The following is a 21,774-nucleotide window of genomic DNA, read 5'->3' as shown; positions in this document are numbered from 1 at the left end:
CGAGAACATGTTCGGCAGGCTCAAGGACTGGCGGCGCATCCACACCCGCTACGACCGATGCGCACACACCTTCATGTCTGCCATCACTATCGCCGCCACGGTGATCTTCTGGCTATGATCAATGAGTCCTGAGCCTAATCACTAACCACTGGTCACTTCCCCACACCCCATGACCGACCTCTCCCGCTACCGCCCCAACGTCGGCGTCGTGCTGTTCCATCCGGACGGGCGCGCCTGGTACGGCCGCCGCTCGGACACGCCCGAACCGCACGGCTGGCAATTTCCCCAGGGCGGCGTCGATTCCGGCGAAGATCACCTGGCCGCCGCGCGGCGCGAGCTGGCCGAGGAAACCGGCATCACCTCCGTCGATCTGCTGGCCGAGACCGCCGACTGGATCGCCTATGCCTTCCCCGAAGGCTACGGCGGCTCCAAACAGGCGCGCGGATGGCTGGGCCAGAAGCAGAAATGGTTCGCCTTCCGCTTCACCGGCCAAGAGTCCGAGATCGATCTGGAGGCCCACGGCGAGGTCGAGTTCGACGCCTGGCGCTGGGGCTCGCTGTCCGACGCCCCCGACCTGATCGTGCCGTTCAAGCGCGCCGCCTACGAACAGGTCGTGACCGCCTTCGCGTCGCTTCTGATCTAGATCGCTGCACGCCTCACTGCGTTGGAGCCAGCCGCATCAGCACAATCCCGCTGATGATCAGCAGCGCCGCCAGAACCCGCAACAGACTGAGGTGTTCCTGCAGGACGACCACGCCGACCACGAAGGCCCCGACCGCGCCGATGCCGGTCCAGACCATATAGGCCGAGCTCATCGGCAGCGACTTCATGGCCAGGGCCAGCAGGCCGAAGCTGGCCGCCATGAAGGCCAGGGTCGCCACGCTCGGCCACAGACGGGTGAACCCGTCCGATTGTTTCATGAAATAGGCCCACACAATTTCGAGCAGGCCGGCGATGAGAAGATAGGTCCAGGCCATGGGCGCAGCCCTCCATGCAAAGGGCCGGGCCGTCCCGGACTTTGCCCGCGATCTAAAAGATCGCCGGGGCGAGGACGTGGCCTCGTCTGAAGCTGCTATCTGGGGCCTTCGCCCGGGCGGTCAAGGGCGCCCTGCCTTGTCATCCCGGCCGACGCGAAGCGGAGAGCCGGGACGGGACAGGTCTCCAAAATAAAAACCCCGGGCAGCTCGCAGAGCTGAACCGGGATACGGGTCGTGTCAGACCGGCTCCCGGACAGGCGCGCTGCGCCTTCCGGGAGGGGAGATCATGGGCATCGGCCTCCCGGATCGCGGCTTTGCCGCGTCCGGGATAACAAACACTAGGCCGCAGCCACTTCTGAGGCCTGTTCGGCCAGGATGGTCAGGCCGGCCGGGGTCACGTCGGCGAAGCCGCCGTGGACCTCGAACTGTCGACGCGAGCCGCCGTCGATGACCGTGACCACGCCTTCGCGCAGGGCGGTCATGAAGGGCGCGTGGTCGGCGAGGACGCCGAAATCGCCCTCGACGCCGGGCGCGTCGACCTGGTCGACGAGGCCGTTGAAGACCTCGCGCTCAGGCGAGACGAGGGAGAAGGAGAGTTTGCCGGCCATCCCTATGCCGCGTCCTCAGCCAGCTTCTGGGCCTTCTCGACGGCTTCCTCGATGGCACCGACCATGTAGAAGGCGGCTTCGGGCAGGTGGTCGTATTCGCCGGCGACGATGCCCTTGAACGAGCGGATCGTGTCTTCCAGCGACACGAACTTGCCCGGCGCGTTGGTGAACTGCTCGGCGACGAAGAAGGGCTGCGACAGGAAGCGGCTGATCTTGCGGGCGCGCGAGACGATCAGCTTGTCCTCTTCCGACAGCTCATCCATGCCCAGGATGGCGATGATGTCCTTCAGCGACTTGTACTGCTGCAGCACTTCCTGGACCGAACGGGCGACGCGGTAGTGTTCCTCGCCGATGACCAGCGGGTCCATGATCCGGCTGGTCGAGTCCAGCGGGTCCACGGCCGGGAAGATGGCCTGGGCGGCGATGTCGCGGTTCAGCACCGTGGTCGCGTCCAGGTGGGCGAACGAGGCGGCGGGGGCCGGGTCGGTCAGGTCGTCGGCGGGGACGTAGATGGCCTGGACCGAGGTGATCGAGCCCTTCTTGGTCGAGGTGATCCGCTCCTGCAGATTGCCCATCTCGGTGGCCAAGGTCGGCTGATAGCCCACGGCCGACGGGATGCGGCCCAGCAGCGCCGACACTTCGGAACCGGCCTGGGTGAAGCGGAAGATGTTGTCGACGAACAGCAGGACGTCCTTGCCCTCTTCGTCGCGGAAATATTCGGCCTGGGCCAGGCCGGTCAGGGCCACGCGGGCGCGGGCGCCGGGAGGTTCGTTCATCTGGCCATAGACGAGGGCGCATTTCGAGCCTTCGGTCGAGCCGCCGTTCTTGGCCGGGTCCACATTGACGTTGGACTCGATCATCTCGTGATACAGGTCGTTGCCCTCGCGGGTTCGCTCACCCACGCCCGCCAGCACCGAATAGCCGCCGTAGGCCTTGGCGATGTTGTTGATCAGCTCCTGCATGGTCACGGTCTTGCCCACGCCGGCGCCGCCGAACAGGCCGACCTTGCCGCCCTTGGTGTAGGGGCACATCAGGTCGATGACCTTGATGCCGGTGACCAGGATTTCCGACGACGTCGACTGCTCCTCGAAGCTGGGGGCCTCGCGGTGGATCGGGCGGTACATGGTGGTCTTGATAGGGCCCTGTTCGTCGATCGGCGCGCCGACGACGTTCATGATGCGGCCGAGCGTGCCGGGGCCGACCGGGGCCAGGATCGAGGTGCCGGTGTCGGTCACGGGCTGGCCGCGGGTCAGGCCTTCCGAGGTGTCCATGGCGATGGTGCGGACCATGTTCTCTCCCAGGTGCTGGGCGACTTCCAGAACCAGGGTGAAGGGCAGGCCGGTCTTCTGGTCGACGTTCTGGGTTTCCAGCGCGTTGAGGATCGCCGGCAGTTGGCCGGTGAACTCGACGTCGACCACGGCGCCGATGACCTGGGCGATCCGGCCCACGCCGGTGCCGGCGGTGACGACGGCATTGCCGGTCGCAGCGGTGGCCGCCTTGGGGGCTTTGGGAGCGGCCGGTTTCCTGGCGGCGGGTTTCTTGATTGTGTCGGTCATCTGTTGCGGCCTTGGGCTTATCGGATCATTTCGAGGGGAACGCTGACATCGAGCTTTGCCCAGTCGGTGTCAGCGGTGATGAGGGGTTCGTCGCGCTCTTCGGCGAGAGCGATGCAGAACCGGTCGCCGAGCGACAGGTCCTTGATCGTGGCCCGCGCGCCGGCGCGTCGTGCCTGGCCGGCGGTGGTTTCAACGGCGTTCAGGTCAAGCGAGTCCAGAATGGCGTCGATCTCGGCGGCATCGCGCCCGTCGCGCGCCAGCCGCCCGATCACCTCGGCCAGGTTTACGTGCGAAATGACCGCGTCGGGCAGGTGGCCGACAGCGGCTTCCGCGCCCCGCTCGCCCTTGATGACCGCCAGCACAGCGGAGGCGTCGATCACGCTCATTCGCCCCGCTCCGCGGCCTGGCGGCGCTCGGCGATAAATTCATCGACGGTCCAGTCAGGCCTTTTGCCCGCATAGGCCTTCATGACAGCCGCATCGATGCGCGCGAGACGCTCCTGAGGGGTCAGAACGGGCTTGGCGGACTTGAAGGTCGTCTCCAGCGCCATGCGCACTTCCGCCTCCATGCTCCGCCCATGGCGCGCCGCCGCGATGCGGATCGCATCACGGGTCGCGTCAGGCAGGTTTCGGACGGTCAGGGTGGCCATGGTCTCTAGATGATGATTGCTAGCGTTGCTGTCAATGCTGTCAGATCACAGCGCTTCGGCCCCGGCGATGATCTCGATCAGTTCGGTGGTGATCTGGGCCTGGCGTCTGCGGTTGTAGCTGAGCGTCAGAGCGTTGATCAGGTCGCCCGCGTTGCGGGTGGCGTTGTCCATGGCGCCCATCTGGGCCCCGAAGAAGCTGGCCTGGTTCTCGTAGAGGGCGGCCAGCACCTGGGTGGTGATGTTGCGCGGCAGCAGGGTCTCGAGGATTTCCTCTTCCGAGGGCTCATACTCATAGGTCGCGCCGTTCAGGTCGATCGGCGCCGCGTCGCCGTCGACGACCGCCGGGATCAGTTGCTTGGGCGTCGGCACCTGGGCGATGACCGACTGGAAGCGGCTGTAGAACAGGGTCACGACGTCGGCATGGCCGGCCTCGAACTCCTCGGCGATAAGGGCCGCGATCGGCTCGGCGGCGGGCAGGCCGACAACCTTGTGGTCGCTCATCTCGAAGGTCTTGACCAGCTTGTCGCCGTACAGGCGCAACATGCCGTCGCGGGACTTGCGGCCCACGGCGATGATGCGGACGTCCTTGCCGGCGGCGATCAGACTGTTGATTCGATCGCGCGCGGCGCGGATGACGTTGGTGTTGAAACCGCCCGCCAGACCCTTGTCGCCTGTGGCGACGACGACGAGGTGCTTCTGATCCTTGCCCGTGCCGGCCAGCAGCCTTGGCGCTCCGTCGCCGGACACGCCCGCGGCCAGATTGGCGATCACGGCCGCCATCTTGCGGGCATAGGGACGCGCGCTTTCGGCCTGGTCCTGGGCGCGCTTCAGCTTGGCCGCGGCGACCATGTTGAGGGCTTTCGTGATCTTCTGCGTGGACTTCACGCTTCCGATCCGATTGCGCATTTCCTTGAGGCTGGCCATCCGGGGCTACTCTCTCGCTATCCGGTCAGGGCTCAGGCGAACGTCTTGACGAAGGCTTCCAGCACCGACTTCAGCTCGGTTTCGAGCTCGGCGGTGAGGTCCTTCTTCGTGCGGATGCCGTCGAGCAGGGAGGCGTTCGACGACTTGATGCGCGCCAGCAGTTCGGTCTCGAAGCGGCCGATGTCGCCGACGGCGATGCCGTCCAGATAACCGCGCGTGCCAGCGTAGACCGAGACGACCTGCTCTTCCATGGTCAGCGGGCTGTACTGCGGCTGCTTGAGCAGCTCGGTCAGACGGGCCCCGCGCGCCAGCAGCTTCTGGGTCGAGGCGTCGAGGTCCGAGCCGAATTTGGCGAAGGCGGCCATCTCGCGATACTGGGCCAGTTCGCCCTTGATCGAGCCGGCGACCTTTTTCATCGCCTTGGTCTGGGCCGATGAGCCCACGCGCGACACCGAGATGCCGACGTTCACGGCCGGGCGGATGCCCTGGTAGAACAGGTCGGATTCCAGGAAGATCTGGCCGTCGGTGATCGAGATTACGTTGGTGGGAATATAGGCCGACACGTCATTGGCCTGGGTCTCGATCAGCGGCAGGGCGGTCATCGAGCCCGAGCCGTAGTCGGCGTTGAGTTTGGCCGAACGCTCCAGCAGGCGGCTGTGCAGATAGAAGACGTCGCCCGGATAGGCTTCGCGGCCCGGCGGACGGCGCAGCAGCAGGGACATCTGGCGATAGGCCACTGCCTGTTTGGACAGATCGTCATAGACGATCAGGGCGTGCATGCCGTTGTCGCGGAAGAACTCGCCCATGGCCGTGCCCGAGAACGGGGCCAGGAACTGCAGCGGGGCCGGCTCGGACGCCGTGGCGGCGACGATGATGGTGTAGTCCAGCGCGCCGCGCTCCTCGAGCGTCTTGACGATCTGGGCCACGGTCGAGCGCTTCTGACCGATGGCGACGTAGATGCAGTAAAGCTTCTCGCCTTCCGACGTGGCAGCCGCGTTGGTGCTCTTCTGGTTCAGGATGGTGTCGATGGCGACGGCGGTCTTGCCGACCTGACGGTCACCGATGATCAGTTCGCGCTGGCCGCGGCCGATCGGGATCAGGGTGTCGATAGCCTTCAGGCCGGTCTGCATCGGCTCGTGCACCGACTTGCGCGGGATGATGCCCGGTGCCTTGACGTCGACGCGGCGGCGCTCGGTGAACTGGATCGGGCCCTTGCCGTCGATCGGCTCGCCCAGCGGGTTGACGACTCGGCCCAGCAGGCCCTTGCCGACCGGGACGTCCACGATCTCGCCCAGACGGCGGACCTCGTCGCCCTCGGCGATCTGGTTGTCCTGGCCGAAGATCACGGCACCGACGTTGTCGCGCTCCAGGTTCAGGGCCATGCCCTTCACGCCGGCCTTGGGGAATTCGATCATCTCGCCGGCCTGGACTTTGTCCAGACCGTGGATGCGAGCGATGCCGTCGCCGACCGACAGCACCTGGCCGACGTCCGAGACGTCGGCTTCCACGCCGAAATTGGCGATCTGCGACTTGAGGATGGCCGAGATTTCGGCGGCGCGGATGTCCATGAGAGGCTCTCTGTTATCGTCTTGTCGGGCACCGCGAGGGGCGCCGGCGGTCGTGTTGATCGGGGCGGCTTACGCGCGCTTGAGGGCGAATTTCATCTGGTCGAGCTTGGTCTTCAGCGAGGCGTCGAAAAGCTTCGAGCCGACCTTGACCTTGAGGCCGCCCAGGATCGACGGATCGACGCGGGCGGTCATTTCCGGATCCTTGCCCAGCGAGGTGCGGAGCGCGGTCTGGATGGATTTCATCTGTGCGGCGGTCAGGGCCTGGGCCGAGACGACCTCAGCGGCGACCACGCCGGTCTTCTTCGCATGGAGCAGGTCGAAACCGGCCATGACGGCGGGCAGATCGCCCGAGCGGCCGTTCTGGCCCAGCAGGCCGAGGAAGTTGCGGGTCACGCCGTTGAACCTGGCCTTGTCGGCGATGGCGACCAGACCTTTTTGCTGGTCCTCGGCGGCCATCACCGGCGAGTTGGCGAGGCGGCGCAGGTCCGCGCTGTCGTTCCACGCGGCGCGCAGCGACTTCAGATCGGCGCGCACGGCGTCCAGGACGCCCGTTTCGTCAGCGAGGTCGAACAGCGCCTGTGCGTAGCGCTCGCCGACTTTCGTCGTCCTGTAATCGTCAGCCACAATACGGTCCGCGCGGGTTAGCGTTCGGGTTTGCGACCGGCGGCGGATTGCGCGCCGATCAAAGGCCTGAAATGCTTGAATAAAGCACGCCGAAGCCGCGTCCCACAACGCGCTCTCCGGCTCAGCCGGGCGCCTGATAGCACTCATACCCTTGGGCCGCAACCGAGCCGGGCCGCTACAGGGGCAGGCCGCCACGGGGTCGAAACGAAAAAGGCGCCCGGCCTTGTTCGGAGCGGACGTCTTCCTCAATCAGCCGCTGACGTTACGGGCAGCAGGGCATTCTACCGCCGCAGCAACCGGCGATGATGTCGCAGCAGCTCTGGATCAGCTGGGCCGCCGCGGCTGGATCCGCACCGCCTGTCCGCAGGCTGGCCGTATCTATGTCGAGGCCCAGAGCTTCGCCAGCCATGCGGCGGCGGTGCGGCGGCGGTGCGTCAGGCGGTGATCGCTGGCGGCGGCGCGGGCGCCCTGGTCAGGGAGGTGCCTGCCCCGACCGGCCAGGGCTGACCGGCTCAACTGGTCGACAGCCGGCCGAGACATCGCGCCGGACCGCGCGCCATTGCCGCACCCGCTGACTGGACGTTACAAGCGCGTTCGGGCTCAAGTTCAGGATCACGCCGACCATGTTCGACAGCATTATTCCGCTTCTCTCGGACCCTGCCGCCTGGGCGGCGCTGGTCACCCTGATCGTGATGGAGGTGGTGCCGGGGATCGAGATGGTTCTGATCGCCGAGGGCTTCGGCGCCCATGGGCCCAAGGGCTGTATCTATGCCGCCATGGCCTTCTCGGCGGGGGTCGGGGCGCTGAACATGGCGTCGCGCAAGGCAGCGGTCAGGAAACAGGCCGCGTTGGATGCTCGTCAGGTCAGCCTCAACAAGGCCGAGACGGCCGAGCAGGGGGTATAGGCGTGACCGCGCCGTCCGGCCCCCTCTCCGGCGTCCGCGTCCTCGACCTCAGCCGCGTGCTGGCCGGGCCATGGGCGACGCAGATGCTGGCCGATCTCGGCGCGGAGGTGATCAAGATCGAACGGCCCGGCGTCGGCGACGACACCCGCCACTGGGGGCCGCCCTTCACCACAAAGACGGACGGCTCCAAGGGCGACGCCGCCTATTTCCTGTGCGCCAATCGGGGCAAGAAGTCGGTCGAACTGGACATCGCCACACCCGAAGGCGCCGCCGTGATCCGTGAACTGACGAAGACCTGCGACGTCCTGGTCGAGAATTTCAAGACCGGCGGGCTAAAGAAGTACGGCCTCGACCACGCCGCCCTGTCGGCGATCAATCCGCGCCTCGTCTATTGCTCGATCACCGGCTTCGGTCAGGACGGGCCGGACGCTCACCGCGCCGGCTATGACTATATGATCCAGGCCATGGGCGGGCTGATGTCGATCACCGGCCAGCCGGACGGCGCGCCTGGGGCTGAGCCGATGAAGGTCGGCGTCGCCGTCGTCGACCTGTTCACCGGCCTGTATGCGTCGAACGCCATTCTCGCGGCCCTGATGCACGCCCGCGCGACCGGCGAGGGTCAGCATATCGACATCGCCCTGTTCGACGTCCAGGCGGCCATGCTGGCCAATCAGGCGACCAATTTCTTTGTCTCGGGCCAGGTGCCGGCGCGGATGGGCAATGCCCACCCCAATCTCGCCCCCTATCAGCCCTTTCCGTGCGCGGACGGAATGGTCGTGATCGCGGTCGGTAATGACAGCCAGTTCCGGGCTCTGGCCGGGGCGCTGGGCGCGGCGGGCATGGGCACCCACCCGCGCTTCCTGACCAATGCCCTGCGCATCGAGCACCGCGCGGCGATGACCGCCGAGCTCTCTGCCATCACGGCCGGTCTGACCATGAAGGCGCTGATGGCGGCGCTGGAGACGGCAGGCGTGCCGTGCGGACCGGTGAACACCGTCGATCAGGTGTTCGACGAGCCACAGGCGAAGCATCGCGGGCTGGAGGTCACGCAGGCGCGGGCCGACCTGAGCGCGCCGGTGCGGACGGTCGCCAACCCCATTCGGATGTCGCTGACCCCGGTCGCCTATGACCGGGCGCCGCCGGCCCTTGGGCAGGATACGGACGCGGTTCTGGGCGCTCGGGGCCGGCCGGACCGGGACGCAGGCTAGCTTCATCTGCCTTCGACAAAGGTTGGACTCGTTGTCATCCCGGACACCGCGAAGCGGTGATGCGGGATGACAAGGCCGCAATGCCGCAGTCACGACAGTGCCGATCACTGTCTGGCGGTTGTCCCAGGACCTCAGGAACCGACCAGAAATCCGAGCCCGATGGCCGCGAGCAGGGCGAGCGCACCAGCCTTGCGCGCCGGGTTGTCCGGGACCGGGTCGGCGTCTTCGATCCGTTCCGCACCGCTCCGCAATCGGTCGAGCAGCGTCCGCGCCACGGCGGCCTGCTCGTTCGGCACCGACAGATTCACGCCGCCCAGCGCCTGAAGCACCAGAGGGTTGGCTTTCGCATGCTCGGCACCGCCCAGCACCGGGTCATAGCCGTCCGCCCGCAGCCGAGCGGCAGCGATCTCGGCCTCATAGACATCGGCGAAACGGGCGATCTCGATCATTGATCGCTCACTCCTCCGCTCCCAATGCCTGACCCTACAAATCCAGCAACGCCCGCGCCGGGTCTTCCAGCAGGTCCTTGACGCGGACGAGGAAGGTCACGGCCTCCTTGCCGTCGACGATGCGGTGGTCGTAGCTCAGGGCCAGATACATCATCGGCCGGATCACCACCTGGCCGTCCACCGCCATCGGGCGCTGGACGATGTTGTGCATGCCCAGGATGCCCGACTGCGGCGCGTTGAGGATCGGGGTCGACATCAGCGAGCCATAGGTGCCGCCGTTGGTGATGGTGAAGGTCCCGCCCTGCAGCTGGTCCAGCGTCAGGGCACCGTCGCGGGCCGCCTTGCCCAGAGCGGCAATGCCCTTTTCGATGCCCGCCAGCGACAGCGTATCCGCATCGCGCAGGACTGGCACGACCAGACCCTTTTCGGTGCCGACGGCGACGCCGATGTCATAGTGGTTCTTGTAGATCAGGTCGGTGCCGTCGATCTCGGCGTTGACCGCCGGAATCTCCTTCAGGGCCGCGACCACCGCCCGGGTGAAGAAGGACATAAAGCCCAGCTTCACGCCGTGGCGCTTCTCGAACACGTCCTTGTACTGGGTCCGCAGGGCCATGACGCTGGTCATGTCCACCTCGTTGAAGGTGGTCAGCTGGGCGGCGGTGTTCTGTGATTCCTTGAGGCGGCGGGCGATGGTCTGGCGCAGCCGGGTCATCTTGACCCGTTCCTCGCGCGGCTGGTCGGCGCGCGGGGCGGTGGGCACCGTTGAAGCCGGGGCGGGGGCCGTGGCCGGAGCCGAGGCGGCTGGGGCCGGGGCTGCGCCAATCGCATTGACGGCATCGGCCTTGGTGATGTTGCCCTTGGGGCCGGTGGCGGCGAGCGCCTTGGGATCCAGATTGTTCTCGCTCACCACGCGCTGGACGGCGGGCGACAGATGCGGGTCCTCGCCCGACTTGACCTGCGCCGAGCCGGCGTTGGCCGAACCACCCGTGGCGGGTGCGGGCGCCGACGTTGCGGCCGGCGCGGCGCCCGAGGCCGCGATGCTGCCGATCTGCTGGCCGGGCGTGACGGTGGCTCCGGACTCGGCGGAAATGGTCAGGATGCCTGCGGCGGGTGCCGACACCTCGACCGCGACCTTGTCGGTCTCGATCTCGACCAGCATCTCGTCCCTGGCGACCGTGTCGCCCGATGCCTTGAGCCAGGTCCCCATCGTGCCTTCGGCGACGCTCTCGCCCATGGTCGGCGTCATGATCGGGACGGACCCCACGGAGGCGGCGGCGGGTGCTGCGGTCGGTGCCGGCGAGGCGGCGGCCGGGAGGGCTTCGGCCTTGGGTGCCGGCGCGGCCTTCGCTTCCACCTTCGGAGCCTCGGCGGTCTGTGCCGCTGCGGCGCCTTCAATCACCACGCCCAGAACGGCGCCGGGTATGACGGTCTCGCCGTCGGGGGCCCTGATTTCGGACAGGACGCCATCTGACGGCGAGACGACTTCCAGCGACACCTTGTCGGTTTCCAGCTCGACCAGGACCTCGTCTTTTTTGACGGCGTCGCCGGCCTTCTTCGTCCACTTGCCGATCGTGGCTTCGGTGACGGATTCGCCGAGGGCGGGGGTCAGGATGTCGGCCATGGTCGGGTCCAGGTCTCGTTAGGTCAGGTAAGGGCGTATCAGGCGAAGGCGTCGGTCAGGAAGGCGTCGAGTTCTTTCAGGTGCCGGCTCATCAGGCCGGCGGCGGTCGAGGCCGAGGCAGGACGACCCACGTACCGCGCGCGTCTGGACTTCACCGGCAGTTTCTCCAGCGTCAACTCCAGCCAGGGATCGACGAAGGTCCAGCCGCCCATGTTCTTGGGCTCTTCCTGGCACCAGACCAGTTCGGCGTCGGGGAAGCGGGCCAGTTCGGTCAGCAGCGACTTCATCGGCCACGGATAGAACTGCTCCAGCCGCATCAGATAGACGTCGTCGACCTGGTCGCGCTCGCGCCGCTCCAGCAGGTCGTAATAGACCTTGCCCGAGCACAGGACGACGCGGCGGACGGCCTTGTCGGCCTTGATCGTGATCCCGGCGACCTCGGGCCGCGTCTGGGCGTCGTCGTGCAGCACGCGGTGGAACGAGCTGCCCTCGGCCATGTCGGCGATCGTCGAGACCGCCTTCTTGTGCCGCAGCAGGCTCTTGGGCGTCATGATGATCAGCGGCTTGCGGAACGGCCGGTGCATCTGGCGGCGCAGGATGTGGAAATAGTTGGCCGGGGTCGAACAGTTGGCGACCTGGATATTGTCCTCGGCGCACTGCTGCAGGAAGCGTTCGAGACGGGCCGAGGAATGCTCCGGCCCCTGCCCCTCATAGCCGTGGGGCAGCAGCATGGTCAGGCCGCACATGCGAAGCCATTTGCGCTCGCCAGAGGTGATGAACTGGTCGATCACGACCTGCGCGCCGTTCACGAAGTCGCCGAACTGGGCTTCCCACATCACCAAGGTGTTGGGGTCGGTGACGGCATAGCCGTATTCGAAGCCCAGCACGGCCTCTTCCGACAGGGCGGAGTCAATCGCCTCGAACTCGGCCTGGCCGTCGCGGATGTTGTTCAGTGGGACGTAACGGGCCTCGGTGGTCTGGTCGACGATGCCCGAATGGCGCTGGCTGAAAGTGCCGCGCACCGAATCCTGGCCCGACAGGCGAACCGGGAAGCCCTCGTCCAGCAGCGAGCCGAACGCCAGGCTCTCGGCCGTGGACCAGTCGATGTTCTGGCCGGTCGAGATCATCTCGCGGCGGCCCTCCATCACCCGTTTCAGCGTCTTGTGCACGTCGACGTCGTTCGGCGTGGTCGTCAGCCGGTGGCCGAGGTCCGACAGCTTCGCGGCCGGGACCGAGGTCTCGCCACGGCGTTCATCGCCCTCGGGCAGGCCGATTCCCTGCCACTGGCCGTCCATCCAGTCGGCCTTGTGCGCTTCAAAGGTCTTGCCCGCCTCGAACTCGGCGTCGAGGAAGGCCTCGAAGCGCGCCACTTCCGCGTCCACGCCCGCCTGATCGATCACGCCTTCCGCCACCAGCCGTTTGGCATAGATCTCGCGGGTCGACGGCAGGGCGCGGATCTTCGAATACATCAGCGGCTGGGTGAAGGTCGGATCGTCGCCCTCGTTGTGGCCGAAGCGGCGGTAGCAGAACATGTCCACCACCACGTCCTTGTGGAATTTCTGCCGGAACTCGGTAGCCACCTTGGCGGCGAAGACGACCGCTTCCGGGTCGTCGCCGTTGACGTGGAAGATCGGCGCCTGGACCATCAGGGCCACGTCGGACGGATAGGGCGAGGAGCGGCTGTTACGCGGACTGGTCGTGAAACCGATCTGGTTGTTGACGACGAAATGCATCGTCCCGCCGGTGCGGTAGCCCTTCAGCCCCATCAGGGCGAAGCATTCGGCGACCACGCCCTGGCCCGCGAAGGCCGCGTCGCCATGGATCAGCAGCGGCATGACCTTGGAGCGGTCCAGCGCGAGCTGCTCGCCCGCGTCGTCTGCCGACTGGGCGGCGGCCTCGCGGATGTCGAACGCCTGTTTCGCCCGCGCCTTGCCCAGCACCACCGGATTGACGATCTCGAGATGCGACGGGTTGGCGGTCAGCGACAGATGGACGGTGTTGCCGTCGAACTCGCGGTCCGACGATGCGCCCATGTGATATTTGACGTCGCCCGAACCCTCGATGTCCGAGGGCACGGTCGAGCCGCCCTGGAACTCGTGGAAGATGGCCTTGTAGGGTTTGCCCATCACGGCCGCGAGCGTGTTCAGACGGCCCCGGTGGGCCATGCCGAAGACGACCTCGTCGACGCCCAGGGCACCGCCGCGCTTGATGATCTGCTCCAGCGCCGGAACCATGGCCTCGCCACCGTCCAAGCCGAACCGCTTGGTTCCCGGGAAACGCTTGTGCAGGAACCGTTCGAAGCCCTCGGCCTCGATCAGCTTGTTGAGGATGGCCAGCTTGCCCTCACGGGTGAAGCCGTTCTGGGCGAATTTGTCCGATCCCTCGAAGCGCGCCTGTAGCCACTTCTTCTCGTCCGGCTCGGCGATATGCATGAACTGGATGCCCAGCGTGCCGCAGTAGGTGCGTTTGAGCAGGGCCATCACTTCGCGGATAGTGCCGGTCTGGAGGCCCAGAACGCCATCCAGGAAGATCGGGCGGTCAAGGTCGGGCTCGCTGAAGCCGTAGAATTCGGGGGTCAGCTCCGGATTACTGGTCGGCAGCTCGATGCCCAGCGGGTCGAGGTTGGCCTGCAGATGGCCGCGCACGCGATAGCTGCGGATCAGCATCAGGGCGCGGATGGAATCGTGCGCGGCGGCTCGAATGACCGCGCTGGACGGGTCGGCTGGAGCGGTCGCCGCAGCGGTCGCTGGCTCGGCGGCGGCTGCGACCGGCTTTTTGGCAGGGTCGGGTTTCGGCGCTGGCCAGCGACCGTCGAACACGCCCGAGGCTTCGGTCGGCTCGGTTGTGACGGGACGGCCCCAGCTCCCCGCGCCGCTGGACGCCTTCACAGTTTCGGCGGTGTCGCGCAGCTGGTCGAAGAAGGCGCGCCACTCGGTCGAGAGGGACGACGGATCGGTCGCCCATTTCTCGTGCAGGTCCTCGATGAACGAGGCGTTCGCGCCATACAGAAAGCTGGTCTCGGCAAAGACCTGGTTCAGCCGACCGGCATCGTCCGCCATCGTATCGTCACGTCCCTTGGGCGGCGCGCGCGCGTCTGCTTGCGACCGGTGACGCTGATATAGCCGCTGTTTCCTTATGGGTCATGACCGAAGGGGGGCAAATGCGAACAAATTTCCCTTCTCCCGCAAGGGGAGAAGGAAATCTTTAGCCCTTCAGCACGTCCACCAGCGTCGTCCCCAGACGCGCCGGAGAGGGCGAGACGGTGATTCCGGCCGCCTGCATGGCCGCAATCTTGGACTCCGCATCGCCCTTGCCGCCCGAGACCACGGCCCCGGCGTGGCCCATGGTCCGGCCCTTGGGCGCGGTGCGGCCGGCGATGAAACCGACCATAGGCTTGGAGCGGCCTTTCTTCGCCTCATCGATCAGGAACTGGGCGGCGTCTTCCTCGGCCCCGCCGCCGATCTCGCCGATCATGACGATGGATTGGGTCTCGGGGTCGGCCAGGAACATCTCCAGCACGTCGATGAATTCCGTGCCCTTGACCGGGTCGCCGCCGATGCCGACGGCCGTGGTCTGGCCGAGGCCCTCGTTGGTGGTCTGGAACACCGCCTCATAGGTCAGGGTGCCCGAACGCGAGACGATGCCGACGTTGCCCTTTTTGAAGATCGAGCCTGGCATGATGCCGATCTTGCACTGGTCCGGCGTCAGGATGCCGGGGCAGTTGGGGCCCAGCAGGCGCGACTTCGACCCTTCCAGGCGGCGCTTGACCCGCACCATGTCCAGCACCGGAATGCCCTCGGTGATACAGGTGATGAAGGGAATTTCGGCCTCGATGGCCTCGATGATGGCGTCGGCGGCCCCCGCCGGCGGGACGTAGATGACCGAGGCGTTGGCCTTCGTCGCGTCGCGCGCCTCGGCCACTGAGGCGTAGATCGGCAGCGTCTCGCCGCCCGACCCGGTCCAGGTCTGGCCGCCCTTGGTCGGGTGCACGCCGCCGACCATCTGCGTCCCGTGATAGGCCAGCGCCTGCTCGGTGTGGAACCCGCCGGTCTTGCCGGTCAGGCCCTGGACGATGATCTTGGTATTGCGGTCGACGAGGATGGACATGATTTTCTTCCGGCTATTCGCTGGCGGTCGAGGTAGGCGCATCGCCTTTCGGCGGCGCTGTGAAACTAAGGGTGACGGCTTCATCGGTCCGGGATGTCCACAGGACGCGGAAAGATCCATCAGCGAGGAAAGCGCTTTGCTGCTCTGGCGTGGCGTCGCCAATCGACTCGCGGCCGCGCTCGGTCTGGGTAAAAAAGTAGTTGGTAACTGATCCGCTGACTCGAGCGGGGTCGGCCTCAAAACCTGTCCATGACTCGACGTCTTCGGTGAAGTCGGGCTGGTCGCCACGTCGTGAAGTGATGACACAGGACAGGAGCGGTCCACGCCAGCCAATGAAGAGCGCCGTCTTCATTTCGTCCCCGGTCCAGGGCAGCATGACTGCGTTGGTGAGCCTGCCGAATGCGCGCGGCCGGACGCCGACCTGTATTGCGAACCCGTTTTCCCCGGCGGCATCGATTATCCGGCTTCGGTCACCGTCGCTCGCCAGACAGACATCCCGGAACAACCGGAATGCCGTCGACGTTTCCTCGTGCAAGGATAAGCCGCCCGCAAGCAGCGCTCCGGTTATAGAGGCCGCCAGAAGCACTAGCCCACCGCCGCGACGATCTTCTGCGCCGCGTCGTCGAGGTCGTCCGCCGCCGTGATGGCCAGGCCGCTCTCGTTGAGAATCTTCTTGCCCAGTTCGGCATTGGTGCCTTCCAGGCGGACGACCAGTGGCACCTTCAGGCCCACCTCTTTCACCGCCGCGACCACGCCCTCGGCGATGACGTCGCACTTCATGATGCCGCCGAAGATGTTGACCAGGATGCCCTGGACGGCCGGGTCGGCGGTGATGATCTTGAACGCCGCCGCGACCTTTTCCTTGCCGGCACCGCCGCCGACGTCGCAGAAATTGGCCGGCTCCTTGCCGTACAGTTTGATGATGTCCATCGTCGCCATGGCGAGGCCGGCCCCGTTGACCATGCAGCCGATGTTGCCGTCCAGCGAGACATAGGCGAGATCCCATTTGGAGGCCTCGATCTCCTTGGCGTCTTCCTCGGTCTCGTCGCGCAGCGCCTTCATGTCGTCTTGGCGGAACAGGGCGTTGCCGTCGAAGCTGACCTTGGCGTCCAGCACCCGCAGGCGACCGTCGGGCATGACGATCAGCGGATTGACCTCCAGCATGGCCATGTCCTTGTCGACGAAGGCCTTGTACAGGATCGGGAACAGGGTCTCGCCGTCCCTGGCAGCCGTTCCGCTCAGGCCATAGGCGGTGTTGATCTCGGCCACATTGGCGGCGGTGACGCCGGCTTGCGGATCGATGTCGATGGTGACGATCTTTTCGGGCGTGTCGTGGGCGACCGCCTCGATGTCCATGCCGCCCTCGGTCGAGACCACGAAGGACACGCGCCCGGTCGAGCGGTCGACCAGCAGCGAGCAGTAAAGCTCACGCTCGATGTCGGCCCCGTCCTCGATATAAAGGCGGTTGACCTGTTTGCCGGCCGGACCGGTCTGGGCGGTGACCAGCGTATTGCCCAGCATCTCCCTGGCGTTGGAGACGACCTCTTCGATCGACCGGGCCAGGCGCACGCCGCCCTTGGCGTCGGGGCCCAGTTCCTTGAACCTGCCCTTGCCTCGGCCACCCGCGTGGATCTGTGACTTGACCACATAAAGCGGGCCGGGCAGCGACCGCGCGGCGGCCTCGGCCTGATCGGCAGAAGTGATCGCGACGCCCTCGGCGACCGGCGCGCCAAAGCCCTTCAGGACCTGTTTGGCCTGATACTCGTGGATGTTCATGGGGAGGGGCCGCCGGACTGCTGGGGGGAGTTGCGGCGCTTATAGGCGTCGCCCCTTCGCAGGCGCAACCATCGCCCCGCAATCAGTCTACCCAGTCCTTCTTCAGGCTGCGCGAGGCCAGGATCATCAGGATCGCGGCCAGCGCATAGAACCACTGACCCACATAGAGGGAGTAACGGAGCGCTTCCTCGGCGTAGATCGGGGTCAGGGCCTTGGACACGGCCCCGAGCAGATAGATGCCCAGACCGATGCCGACCAGATTGTTGATCAGCAGGAAACTGGCCGAGGCGGTCGAGCGCATATGGGCCGGTACCAGGTGCTGGATCGCGGTCAGGACCGGCCCCAGCCAGGCCAGACTCAGCGCCTGTGGAACCAGGAACAAGGCGAAGGCCAGCCATTTGTTCTCGACGTTCATGGCCAGGAAAAACAACGGAACGGCGATGATGAAGCCGAGCGCAGGGACCAGCGGATACCAGAACCTGGCCGCACCCTTGCCCAGTTTGTCGGCGAGCCAGCCACCGAACCAGATACCGGCGGTGCCGCCGATAAAGGCAATTCCGGCGATATAGACCGCACGTTCGACCCCGGCCATGCCCAGCGACCGCTCGAAGAAGCTGGGCAGCCAGAACGCCGAGCCATAGCCGTAGACCGACGAACAGGCCGCACCAAAGGCCAGGAACCAGAAACTGGGCTTCCTGAGAAGGATCCCCCACACCTCGCCAAAACCGGCCGCCTTGGTTGGGACATGCTCCGTCTCGGCGGCCCCGGCGACAGGCTCGGCCCGATCGAAGCCGCCCCTTACCGGATCCTTGACCGTGAGTTTCAGCACCGGAGCCAGCAGCACCCCGGCGAGGCCCACCACGACGAAGGCCACGCGCCAATCAATCAGGGCAGCGAGTATACCTCCGAACAGATAGCCCAGCGCCGTTCCGATCGGCACGCCGAACGAAAAGACGGCCAGGGCGCGGGCCCGCTGCGCCTTGGGGAAATAGTCGGAAACCAGAGAATAGGACGGCGCGACCCCACCCGCCTCGCCGACGCCGACCCCCATACGGGCACCGAACAGGGGCCAGAAGCTCGTGGCCAGTCCGCACAGGGCGGTGAAACCGCTCCACACCGCCAGCGACACGCTGATGATCGAGACGCGGCTCATCCGGTCGGCCAGCCAGGCGATGGGCAGGGCCAGGGTCGAATAGACGATGGCGAACGCCGGGCCGCCCAGCAGCCCCATCATCTCGTCGTCGAACCCCAGATCGGCCTGGATGTAGGGGGCCAGGATGGCGAGGATCTGCCGGTCGATAAAGTTGAAGGTATAGACGACCATCAACAGCGCCAGCACATAGGCGCGATAGCCCGGATTGGCGGCGGGGCCGATGCCCTGGTCCGTCGTGCTCATGGCGTTTCCCTCGACCTGGTCTTCTGGTTGGCTGTGACGGTAGCGGGGCTGTGGCCCGACGCAAAAGAAAAAGGGCGACGGCTCGTTGAACCGCCGCCCGTGATCAGATGCGATCAGGCTTCAGGAGTCGTCTTGAGGATCAGAACTTGACCTGCAGCGAGGCGGTGAAAGTCTGCGGCGGTCCGTAATAGCCGATCAGCGAGTTGTTGAACGCCGCGCCCGGGAAGTTGTAGCCGCCCACGCGGTATGCCTCGTCGGTCAGGTTCTTGCCGAACAGTCCGATCGTGTAGCGGTCGCCCGGATCGGTCCAGAGGATCGACAGGTCGACCAGCGTATAGGCCTCCTGGTCGAGAATCGGGTTCGGGAACTCGAACTGGCTGTAGTCGTCGCGGTAGCTGACCGACGGGGTCACCGCCAGCTGGCCGCCGGCGATCTCGCCGCGATAGGTCAGGCCGAAATAGCCGGTGTATTTCGGCGCGTTCTGCAGGACGACCTGGCTGGAGATGTCCTCGAACGTTCTGGTCACCAGGTTGAAGCGCAGGAACTCGTCAAACTGTGAGTCCAGATAACCGACGGCCAGGTTGGCGGTCAGCCAGTCGGTGAGGACCAGCCGGGCCTCGACTTCGGCGCCCTTGAAGGTCGACGAGCCGACGTTGTCGACGAAGCTGGCGATACCAGTGGTTACGCCGCCAACGATGATCGGCACCTGGGTGGTCACCTGCTGGTCCTGGTAGTCGTTCTGGAAGACGGCCGAGCTGAAGGACAGGCGACGGTCGAACAGCGAACCCTTCAGGCCGATCTCGTAGGAATCGACTGTTTCAGGATCATAACCGTTGACGGTCTGCGGCGTGGAGGTGGCGTCGCCGCGCATGTCGAAGCCGCCCGACTTGAAGCCCTGCGAGAACGAGACATAGCCCGTGATGTCATCCGACAGATCATAGGACAGCGAGACCTTCGGCGAGAAATTGTCGAACGAGTTGCTGTTCGTGTAGTTGGTGCGAGGCGCGCCGAGCGTGGGACGGGCCGTGCCGCCCAGCAGCGGCGTGCGGGCCGCGCCCAGATAGTTGGCTCGGAACACCTGACCCGTCTTGTCGTCCAGGGTGTACCGCATGCCCAGTCCGAGATGCAGGCGGTCGGTCAAGTCCAGGTTGACGTCGGCGAAGCCGGCCCAGCTCTCGGTCTTCACCGAGCCGCCCGTGCCGATCGCGAAGCCGAGGTTGCCGAGGATCGTGTCGAAGGCACCCGAGGCCGTGCCGTCCAGATAGAAGAAGCCGGCCACGCCCTGAACCCGGTCGTAGTCGAACAGGAACTGGAATTCCTGCGTCATCTGTTCGTCGGAATAGAAGGCCGGGATGTCCAGCGTCGGCGCCGGGGTGTTGTCGAAATCGATGACCGTTTCCGTGTCGCCGTCGCGATAGGCTGTGATCGACTTGAAGGTCCAGTTGTCGTTGATCTCGGCTTGAAGGGTCAGGGCCAGGCCCTGGTTCTCCACCGAGTTCGTGTCGCCGACGCCGGCGAAGGTGTCGTAAACGTTGGCCGGGATCCCGGCACCGACGCCGACACCAGCGACTTCCCGATGGCCGTGGCGGGGATTGGAGTCATCCTGAACCCGGTCATAGGCCAGGCGGACCATGATATCGTCGCGCGGTTCCCATTCCAGGCTCAGGCGGCCGGCCAGGACGTCCTTGTTGTAAACCTCAGCGCCCGTGTTCAGGTTCTCGCCGTAGCCGTCGCGGTCATAGCTGGCGATCGCGCCTCCGATGCGGAGATTGTCGGCCAGCGGCAGGCTGCCGCTCGCCAGCAGGTCGATCTGGTTGTAGCTGCCGTAGGCGCCTCGCAGGGTCAGTTCCGGCTCAGCCGAAAGGCGCGACGTCACATATTTGATCGCGCCGCCGATGGTGTTGCGCCCGTACAGCGAGCCTTGCGGACCACGCAGCACCTCGATGCGCTGGATGTCATAGACATCGAGCACGGCGCCTTGCGGCCGGGCGACGTAAACGTCGTCGACATAAAGGCCCACGCCGGGCTCGAAGCCCCACAGCGGATCCTGCTGGCCGACGCCGCGAATGAAGGAGATCAGGGTCGAGTTGGAGCCACGGGCGACCTGCACGGTCGCGTTCGGTGTCTGCTGCTGCAGGGCCGTGATGTCGGTGGCACCGGTTTCTTCAAGCCGCTCCGCGCCCAGGCTGGACACTGCGACCGGCACGTCTTTCAGCGCTTCGTCGCGACGGCGCGCGGTGACGATGACGTCGTCGAGCGCCGATGCTCCGTCCTGCGGCGCGGCGTCCTGCGCCATGGCGAAAGTCGAGAGCGCGCTCCAGGCGGCCCCCGCCAGCAAGGCGGTCTTTACGTATCTGTTCATTTGAAGCCCCATTCCGTGATTTCCAGCCCGAGACGCCTTTATTCAGCGTTCAATGATTTAGTGGAACGTAACCGCTTTCAGCCGCCTGTCAAACGGTGGCGCATGTCGGGCGGCATCTTGTTGTTTGGCTGTGGCGCCGTTGCACGCACCCCTTATCAGGGCTTAGCCTGCCGCCATGACCAAGCCGGAAGCGCCGCCCGCCGTAGCCAGACCCGCGCCGGCGCCCGCCAAACGCGGCCGCCCGCCGAAGGCCCGCGCGGAAGGGACGGCCGACACCCGCGACACCATATTGGACGCGGCCGAGGACCTGTTCTCGAAACACGGATTCTACGGCGTCACGATCCGCGAGGTGGCGCGAGAGGCGGGCATCGACACCGCCCTGATCCACTATTATTTCGTGTCCAAGCGAGGTCTGTTCGACGCCGTCTTCCTGCGCCGGGCAGAGATCTGGAACAACGAGCGCGTCGAGGCCATCAACCGCTACGCGCGGAACATGGGCGACGCTATGACCCTGGAGGGTCTGCTGGAAGCCTTCCTGCGTCCCCCGTTCGAGTGGTCGCTGAAGGGCGGGCCAGGCTGGAAACACTATTCCGCGCTGGTGGCCCAGACCAACGCCAATCCCACCTTCGGCGGCGAGATCATGGCCCGATACTATGACCCCGCCATCCACCGGATGATCGACCTGATCCGCCGCGTCCTGCCCGAGGCACGCGACCAGGACCTCTACTGGGCCTGGCACAATCTGTCGGGGGCCCTGACGCTGACGCTGGGCGAGACGGGGCGGCTGGATCGCCTGTCCGGCGGCCTGTGCCGCTCGGGCGACCTGGAGACCGCCTGCGACTACATGGTGCGCTTCGCCGCCGCCGGCTTCCGCGCCGTATGCGAACGACCACCCCCCGCTCGGGGCTAGAGCAGCCGCCCGCTGAGTTGAATCGAATGTGATCGAGCGGGGGATTCCCATCGGGTCCGAACCGTGAGTCCATGGGTCTTCTGATTGGGAGGCTATTATGGGCAAGGCGCGTTCGGACGATCTTCGGGAGCGTG

Annotated in this window: 20 protein-coding genes and 2 pseudogenes; 6 read left to right on the top strand and 16 right to left on the bottom strand. The window is 66.0% G+C overall.

Going from position 1 to position 21,774, the window contains the following annotated elements; translation table 11 throughout:
* Both ACESMO_RS04650 and ACESMO_RS04645 read left to right on the top strand, forming a co-directional pair.
* Nucleotides 1–118 (top strand): annotated as a pseudogene (locus ACESMO_RS04650) (IS5/IS1182 family transposase); the annotation flags it as partial.
* A gap of 51 nt (nt 119–169) precedes the next feature.
* Nucleotides 170–643 (top strand): RNA pyrophosphohydrolase, encoded by a 474-nt coding sequence (locus ACESMO_RS04645; RefSeq protein WP_372707015.1) that lies wholly within the window; start codon nt 170–172, stop codon nt 641–643.
* 13 nt (nt 644–656) lie between these two features.
* On the opposite strand, the gene ACESMO_RS04640 is transcribed toward ACESMO_RS04645, so the two are convergent.
* The 8 genes from ACESMO_RS04640 to ACESMO_RS04605 all read right to left on the bottom strand — a co-directional run bounded on the left by ACESMO_RS04640 (nt 657) and on the right by ACESMO_RS04605 (nt 6,906).
* Entirely contained in the window at nt 657–977 is a 321-nt protein-coding gene (locus ACESMO_RS04640) for a multidrug efflux SMR transporter (protein ID WP_372707014.1), read from the bottom strand.
* 338 nt (nt 978–1,315) lie between these two features.
* Complete coding sequence (locus ACESMO_RS04635) at nt 1,316–1,585, bottom strand: ATP synthase F1 subunit epsilon (protein ID WP_304882227.1); 270 nt, start codon at nt 1,583–1,585, stop codon at nt 1,316–1,318.
* A 2-nt stretch (nt 1,586–1,587) separates the two neighbouring features.
* On the bottom strand, nt 1,588–3,141 hold the full coding sequence (atpD, locus tag ACESMO_RS04630; protein WP_372707013.1) for a F0F1 ATP synthase subunit beta: 1,554 nt from the start codon (nt 3,139–3,141) through the stop codon (nt 1,588–1,590).
* Between the two features lie 17 nt (nt 3,142–3,158).
* The gene (locus tag ACESMO_RS04625; RefSeq protein ID WP_372707012.1) at nt 3,159–3,527 is read right to left on the bottom strand and encodes a type II toxin-antitoxin system VapC family toxin; all 369 of its coding nucleotides are present in this window, start codon (nt 3,525–3,527) and stop codon (nt 3,159–3,161) included.
* Nucleotides 3,524–3,790, bottom strand: a complete 267-nt coding sequence (locus ACESMO_RS04620) for a hypothetical protein (protein WP_372707011.1) — start codon at nt 3,788–3,790, stop codon at nt 3,524–3,526. The genes ACESMO_RS04625 and ACESMO_RS04620 overlap by 4 nt, the downstream gene beginning before the upstream one ends.
* A 45-nt stretch (nt 3,791–3,835) precedes the next feature.
* Nucleotides 3,836–4,714 (bottom strand): F0F1 ATP synthase subunit gamma, encoded by an 879-nt coding sequence (locus ACESMO_RS04615; RefSeq protein WP_372707010.1) that lies wholly within the window; start codon nt 4,712–4,714, stop codon nt 3,836–3,838.
* Between the two features lie 32 nt (nt 4,715–4,746).
* On the bottom strand, nt 4,747–6,282 hold the full coding sequence (gene atpA / locus ACESMO_RS04610; protein ID WP_372707009.1) for a F0F1 ATP synthase subunit alpha: 1,536 nt from the start codon (nt 6,280–6,282) through the stop codon (nt 4,747–4,749).
* Nucleotides 6,283–6,351: 69 nt separating this feature from the next.
* On the bottom strand, nt 6,352–6,906 hold the full coding sequence (locus ACESMO_RS04605; protein ID WP_372707008.1) for a F0F1 ATP synthase subunit delta: 555 nt from the start codon (nt 6,904–6,906) through the stop codon (nt 6,352–6,354).
* A gap of 223 nt (nt 6,907–7,129) precedes the next feature.
* Here ACESMO_RS04605 and ACESMO_RS04600 point away from each other — a divergent pair, with 223 nt between their 5' ends.
* From ACESMO_RS04600 to ACESMO_RS04590, 3 genes and pseudogenes are all read left to right on the top strand, one after another.
* Nucleotides 7,130–7,351 (top strand): hypothetical protein, encoded by a 222-nt coding sequence (locus tag ACESMO_RS04600; protein WP_372707007.1) that lies wholly within the window; start codon nt 7,130–7,132, stop codon nt 7,349–7,351.
* A gap of 178 nt (nt 7,352–7,529) precedes the next feature.
* A pseudogene (locus ACESMO_RS04595) lies at nt 7,530–7,631 on the top strand (TerC family protein); the annotation flags it as partial.
* Between the two features lie 182 nt (nt 7,632–7,813).
* Nucleotides 7,814–9,019 (top strand): CaiB/BaiF CoA transferase family protein, encoded by a 1,206-nt coding sequence (locus ACESMO_RS04590; RefSeq protein ID WP_372707006.1) that lies wholly within the window; start codon nt 7,814–7,816, stop codon nt 9,017–9,019.
* A gap of 131 nt (nt 9,020–9,150) precedes the next feature.
* Here ACESMO_RS04590 and ACESMO_RS04585 read toward each other — a convergent pair whose 3' ends face one another.
* From ACESMO_RS04585 to ACESMO_RS04550, 8 genes are all read right to left on the bottom strand, one after another.
* Nucleotides 9,151–9,468 (bottom strand): hypothetical protein, encoded by a 318-nt coding sequence (locus ACESMO_RS04585; RefSeq protein ID WP_372707005.1) that lies wholly within the window; start codon nt 9,466–9,468, stop codon nt 9,151–9,153.
* A 34-nt stretch (nt 9,469–9,502) separates the two neighbouring features.
* Nucleotides 9,503–11,089, bottom strand: a complete 1,587-nt coding sequence (gene odhB / locus ACESMO_RS04580) for a 2-oxoglutarate dehydrogenase complex dihydrolipoyllysine-residue succinyltransferase (RefSeq protein ID WP_372707004.1) — start codon at nt 11,087–11,089, stop codon at nt 9,503–9,505.
* Between the two features lie 38 nt (nt 11,090–11,127).
* The gene (locus tag ACESMO_RS04575; protein ID WP_372707003.1) at nt 11,128–14,148 is read right to left on the bottom strand and encodes a 2-oxoglutarate dehydrogenase E1 component; all 3,021 of its coding nucleotides are present in this window, start codon (nt 14,146–14,148) and stop codon (nt 11,128–11,130) included.
* A gap of 145 nt (nt 14,149–14,293) precedes the next feature.
* Complete coding sequence (gene sucD, locus ACESMO_RS04570) at nt 14,294–15,196, bottom strand: succinate--CoA ligase subunit alpha (protein WP_372707002.1); 903 nt, start codon at nt 15,194–15,196, stop codon at nt 14,294–14,296.
* Between the two features lie 13 nt (nt 15,197–15,209).
* Nucleotides 15,210–15,782, bottom strand: coding sequence for a hypothetical protein (locus tag ACESMO_RS04565; RefSeq protein ID WP_372707001.1), 573 nt, complete (start codon nt 15,780–15,782; stop codon nt 15,210–15,212).
* A complete protein-coding gene (sucC, locus tag ACESMO_RS04560; protein WP_372707000.1) occupies nt 15,782–16,972 on the bottom strand; it encodes an ADP-forming succinate--CoA ligase subunit beta in 1,191 nt (396 codons plus the stop codon). The genes ACESMO_RS04565 and sucC overlap by 1 nt, the downstream gene beginning before the upstream one ends.
* An 82-nt stretch (nt 16,973–17,054) precedes the next feature.
* Nucleotides 17,055–18,368: a spinster family MFS transporter gene (locus ACESMO_RS04555; RefSeq protein ID WP_372706999.1), complete on the bottom strand. Its 1,314-nt coding sequence runs from the start codon at nt 18,366–18,368 to the stop codon at nt 17,055–17,057.
* A gap of 139 nt (nt 18,369–18,507) precedes the next feature.
* On the bottom strand, nt 18,508–20,730 hold the full coding sequence (locus ACESMO_RS04550) for a TonB-dependent receptor (RefSeq protein ID WP_372706998.1): 2,223 nt from the start codon (nt 20,728–20,730) through the stop codon (nt 18,508–18,510).
* 175 nt (nt 20,731–20,905) lie between these two features.
* Between ACESMO_RS04550 and ACESMO_RS04545 the strand changes: the two genes are divergently transcribed.
* On the top strand, nt 20,906–21,640 hold the full coding sequence (locus ACESMO_RS04545; RefSeq protein ID WP_372706997.1) for a TetR/AcrR family transcriptional regulator: 735 nt from the start codon (nt 20,906–20,908) through the stop codon (nt 21,638–21,640).
* Nucleotides 21,641–21,774 lie beyond the last annotated feature (134 nt).

This window comes from Brevundimonas sp., assembly GCF_041688735.1.
GTDB lineage: Bacteria > Pseudomonadota > Alphaproteobacteria > Caulobacterales > Caulobacteraceae > Brevundimonas.
This window is presented reverse-complemented; position numbering and strand designations above follow the sequence as displayed.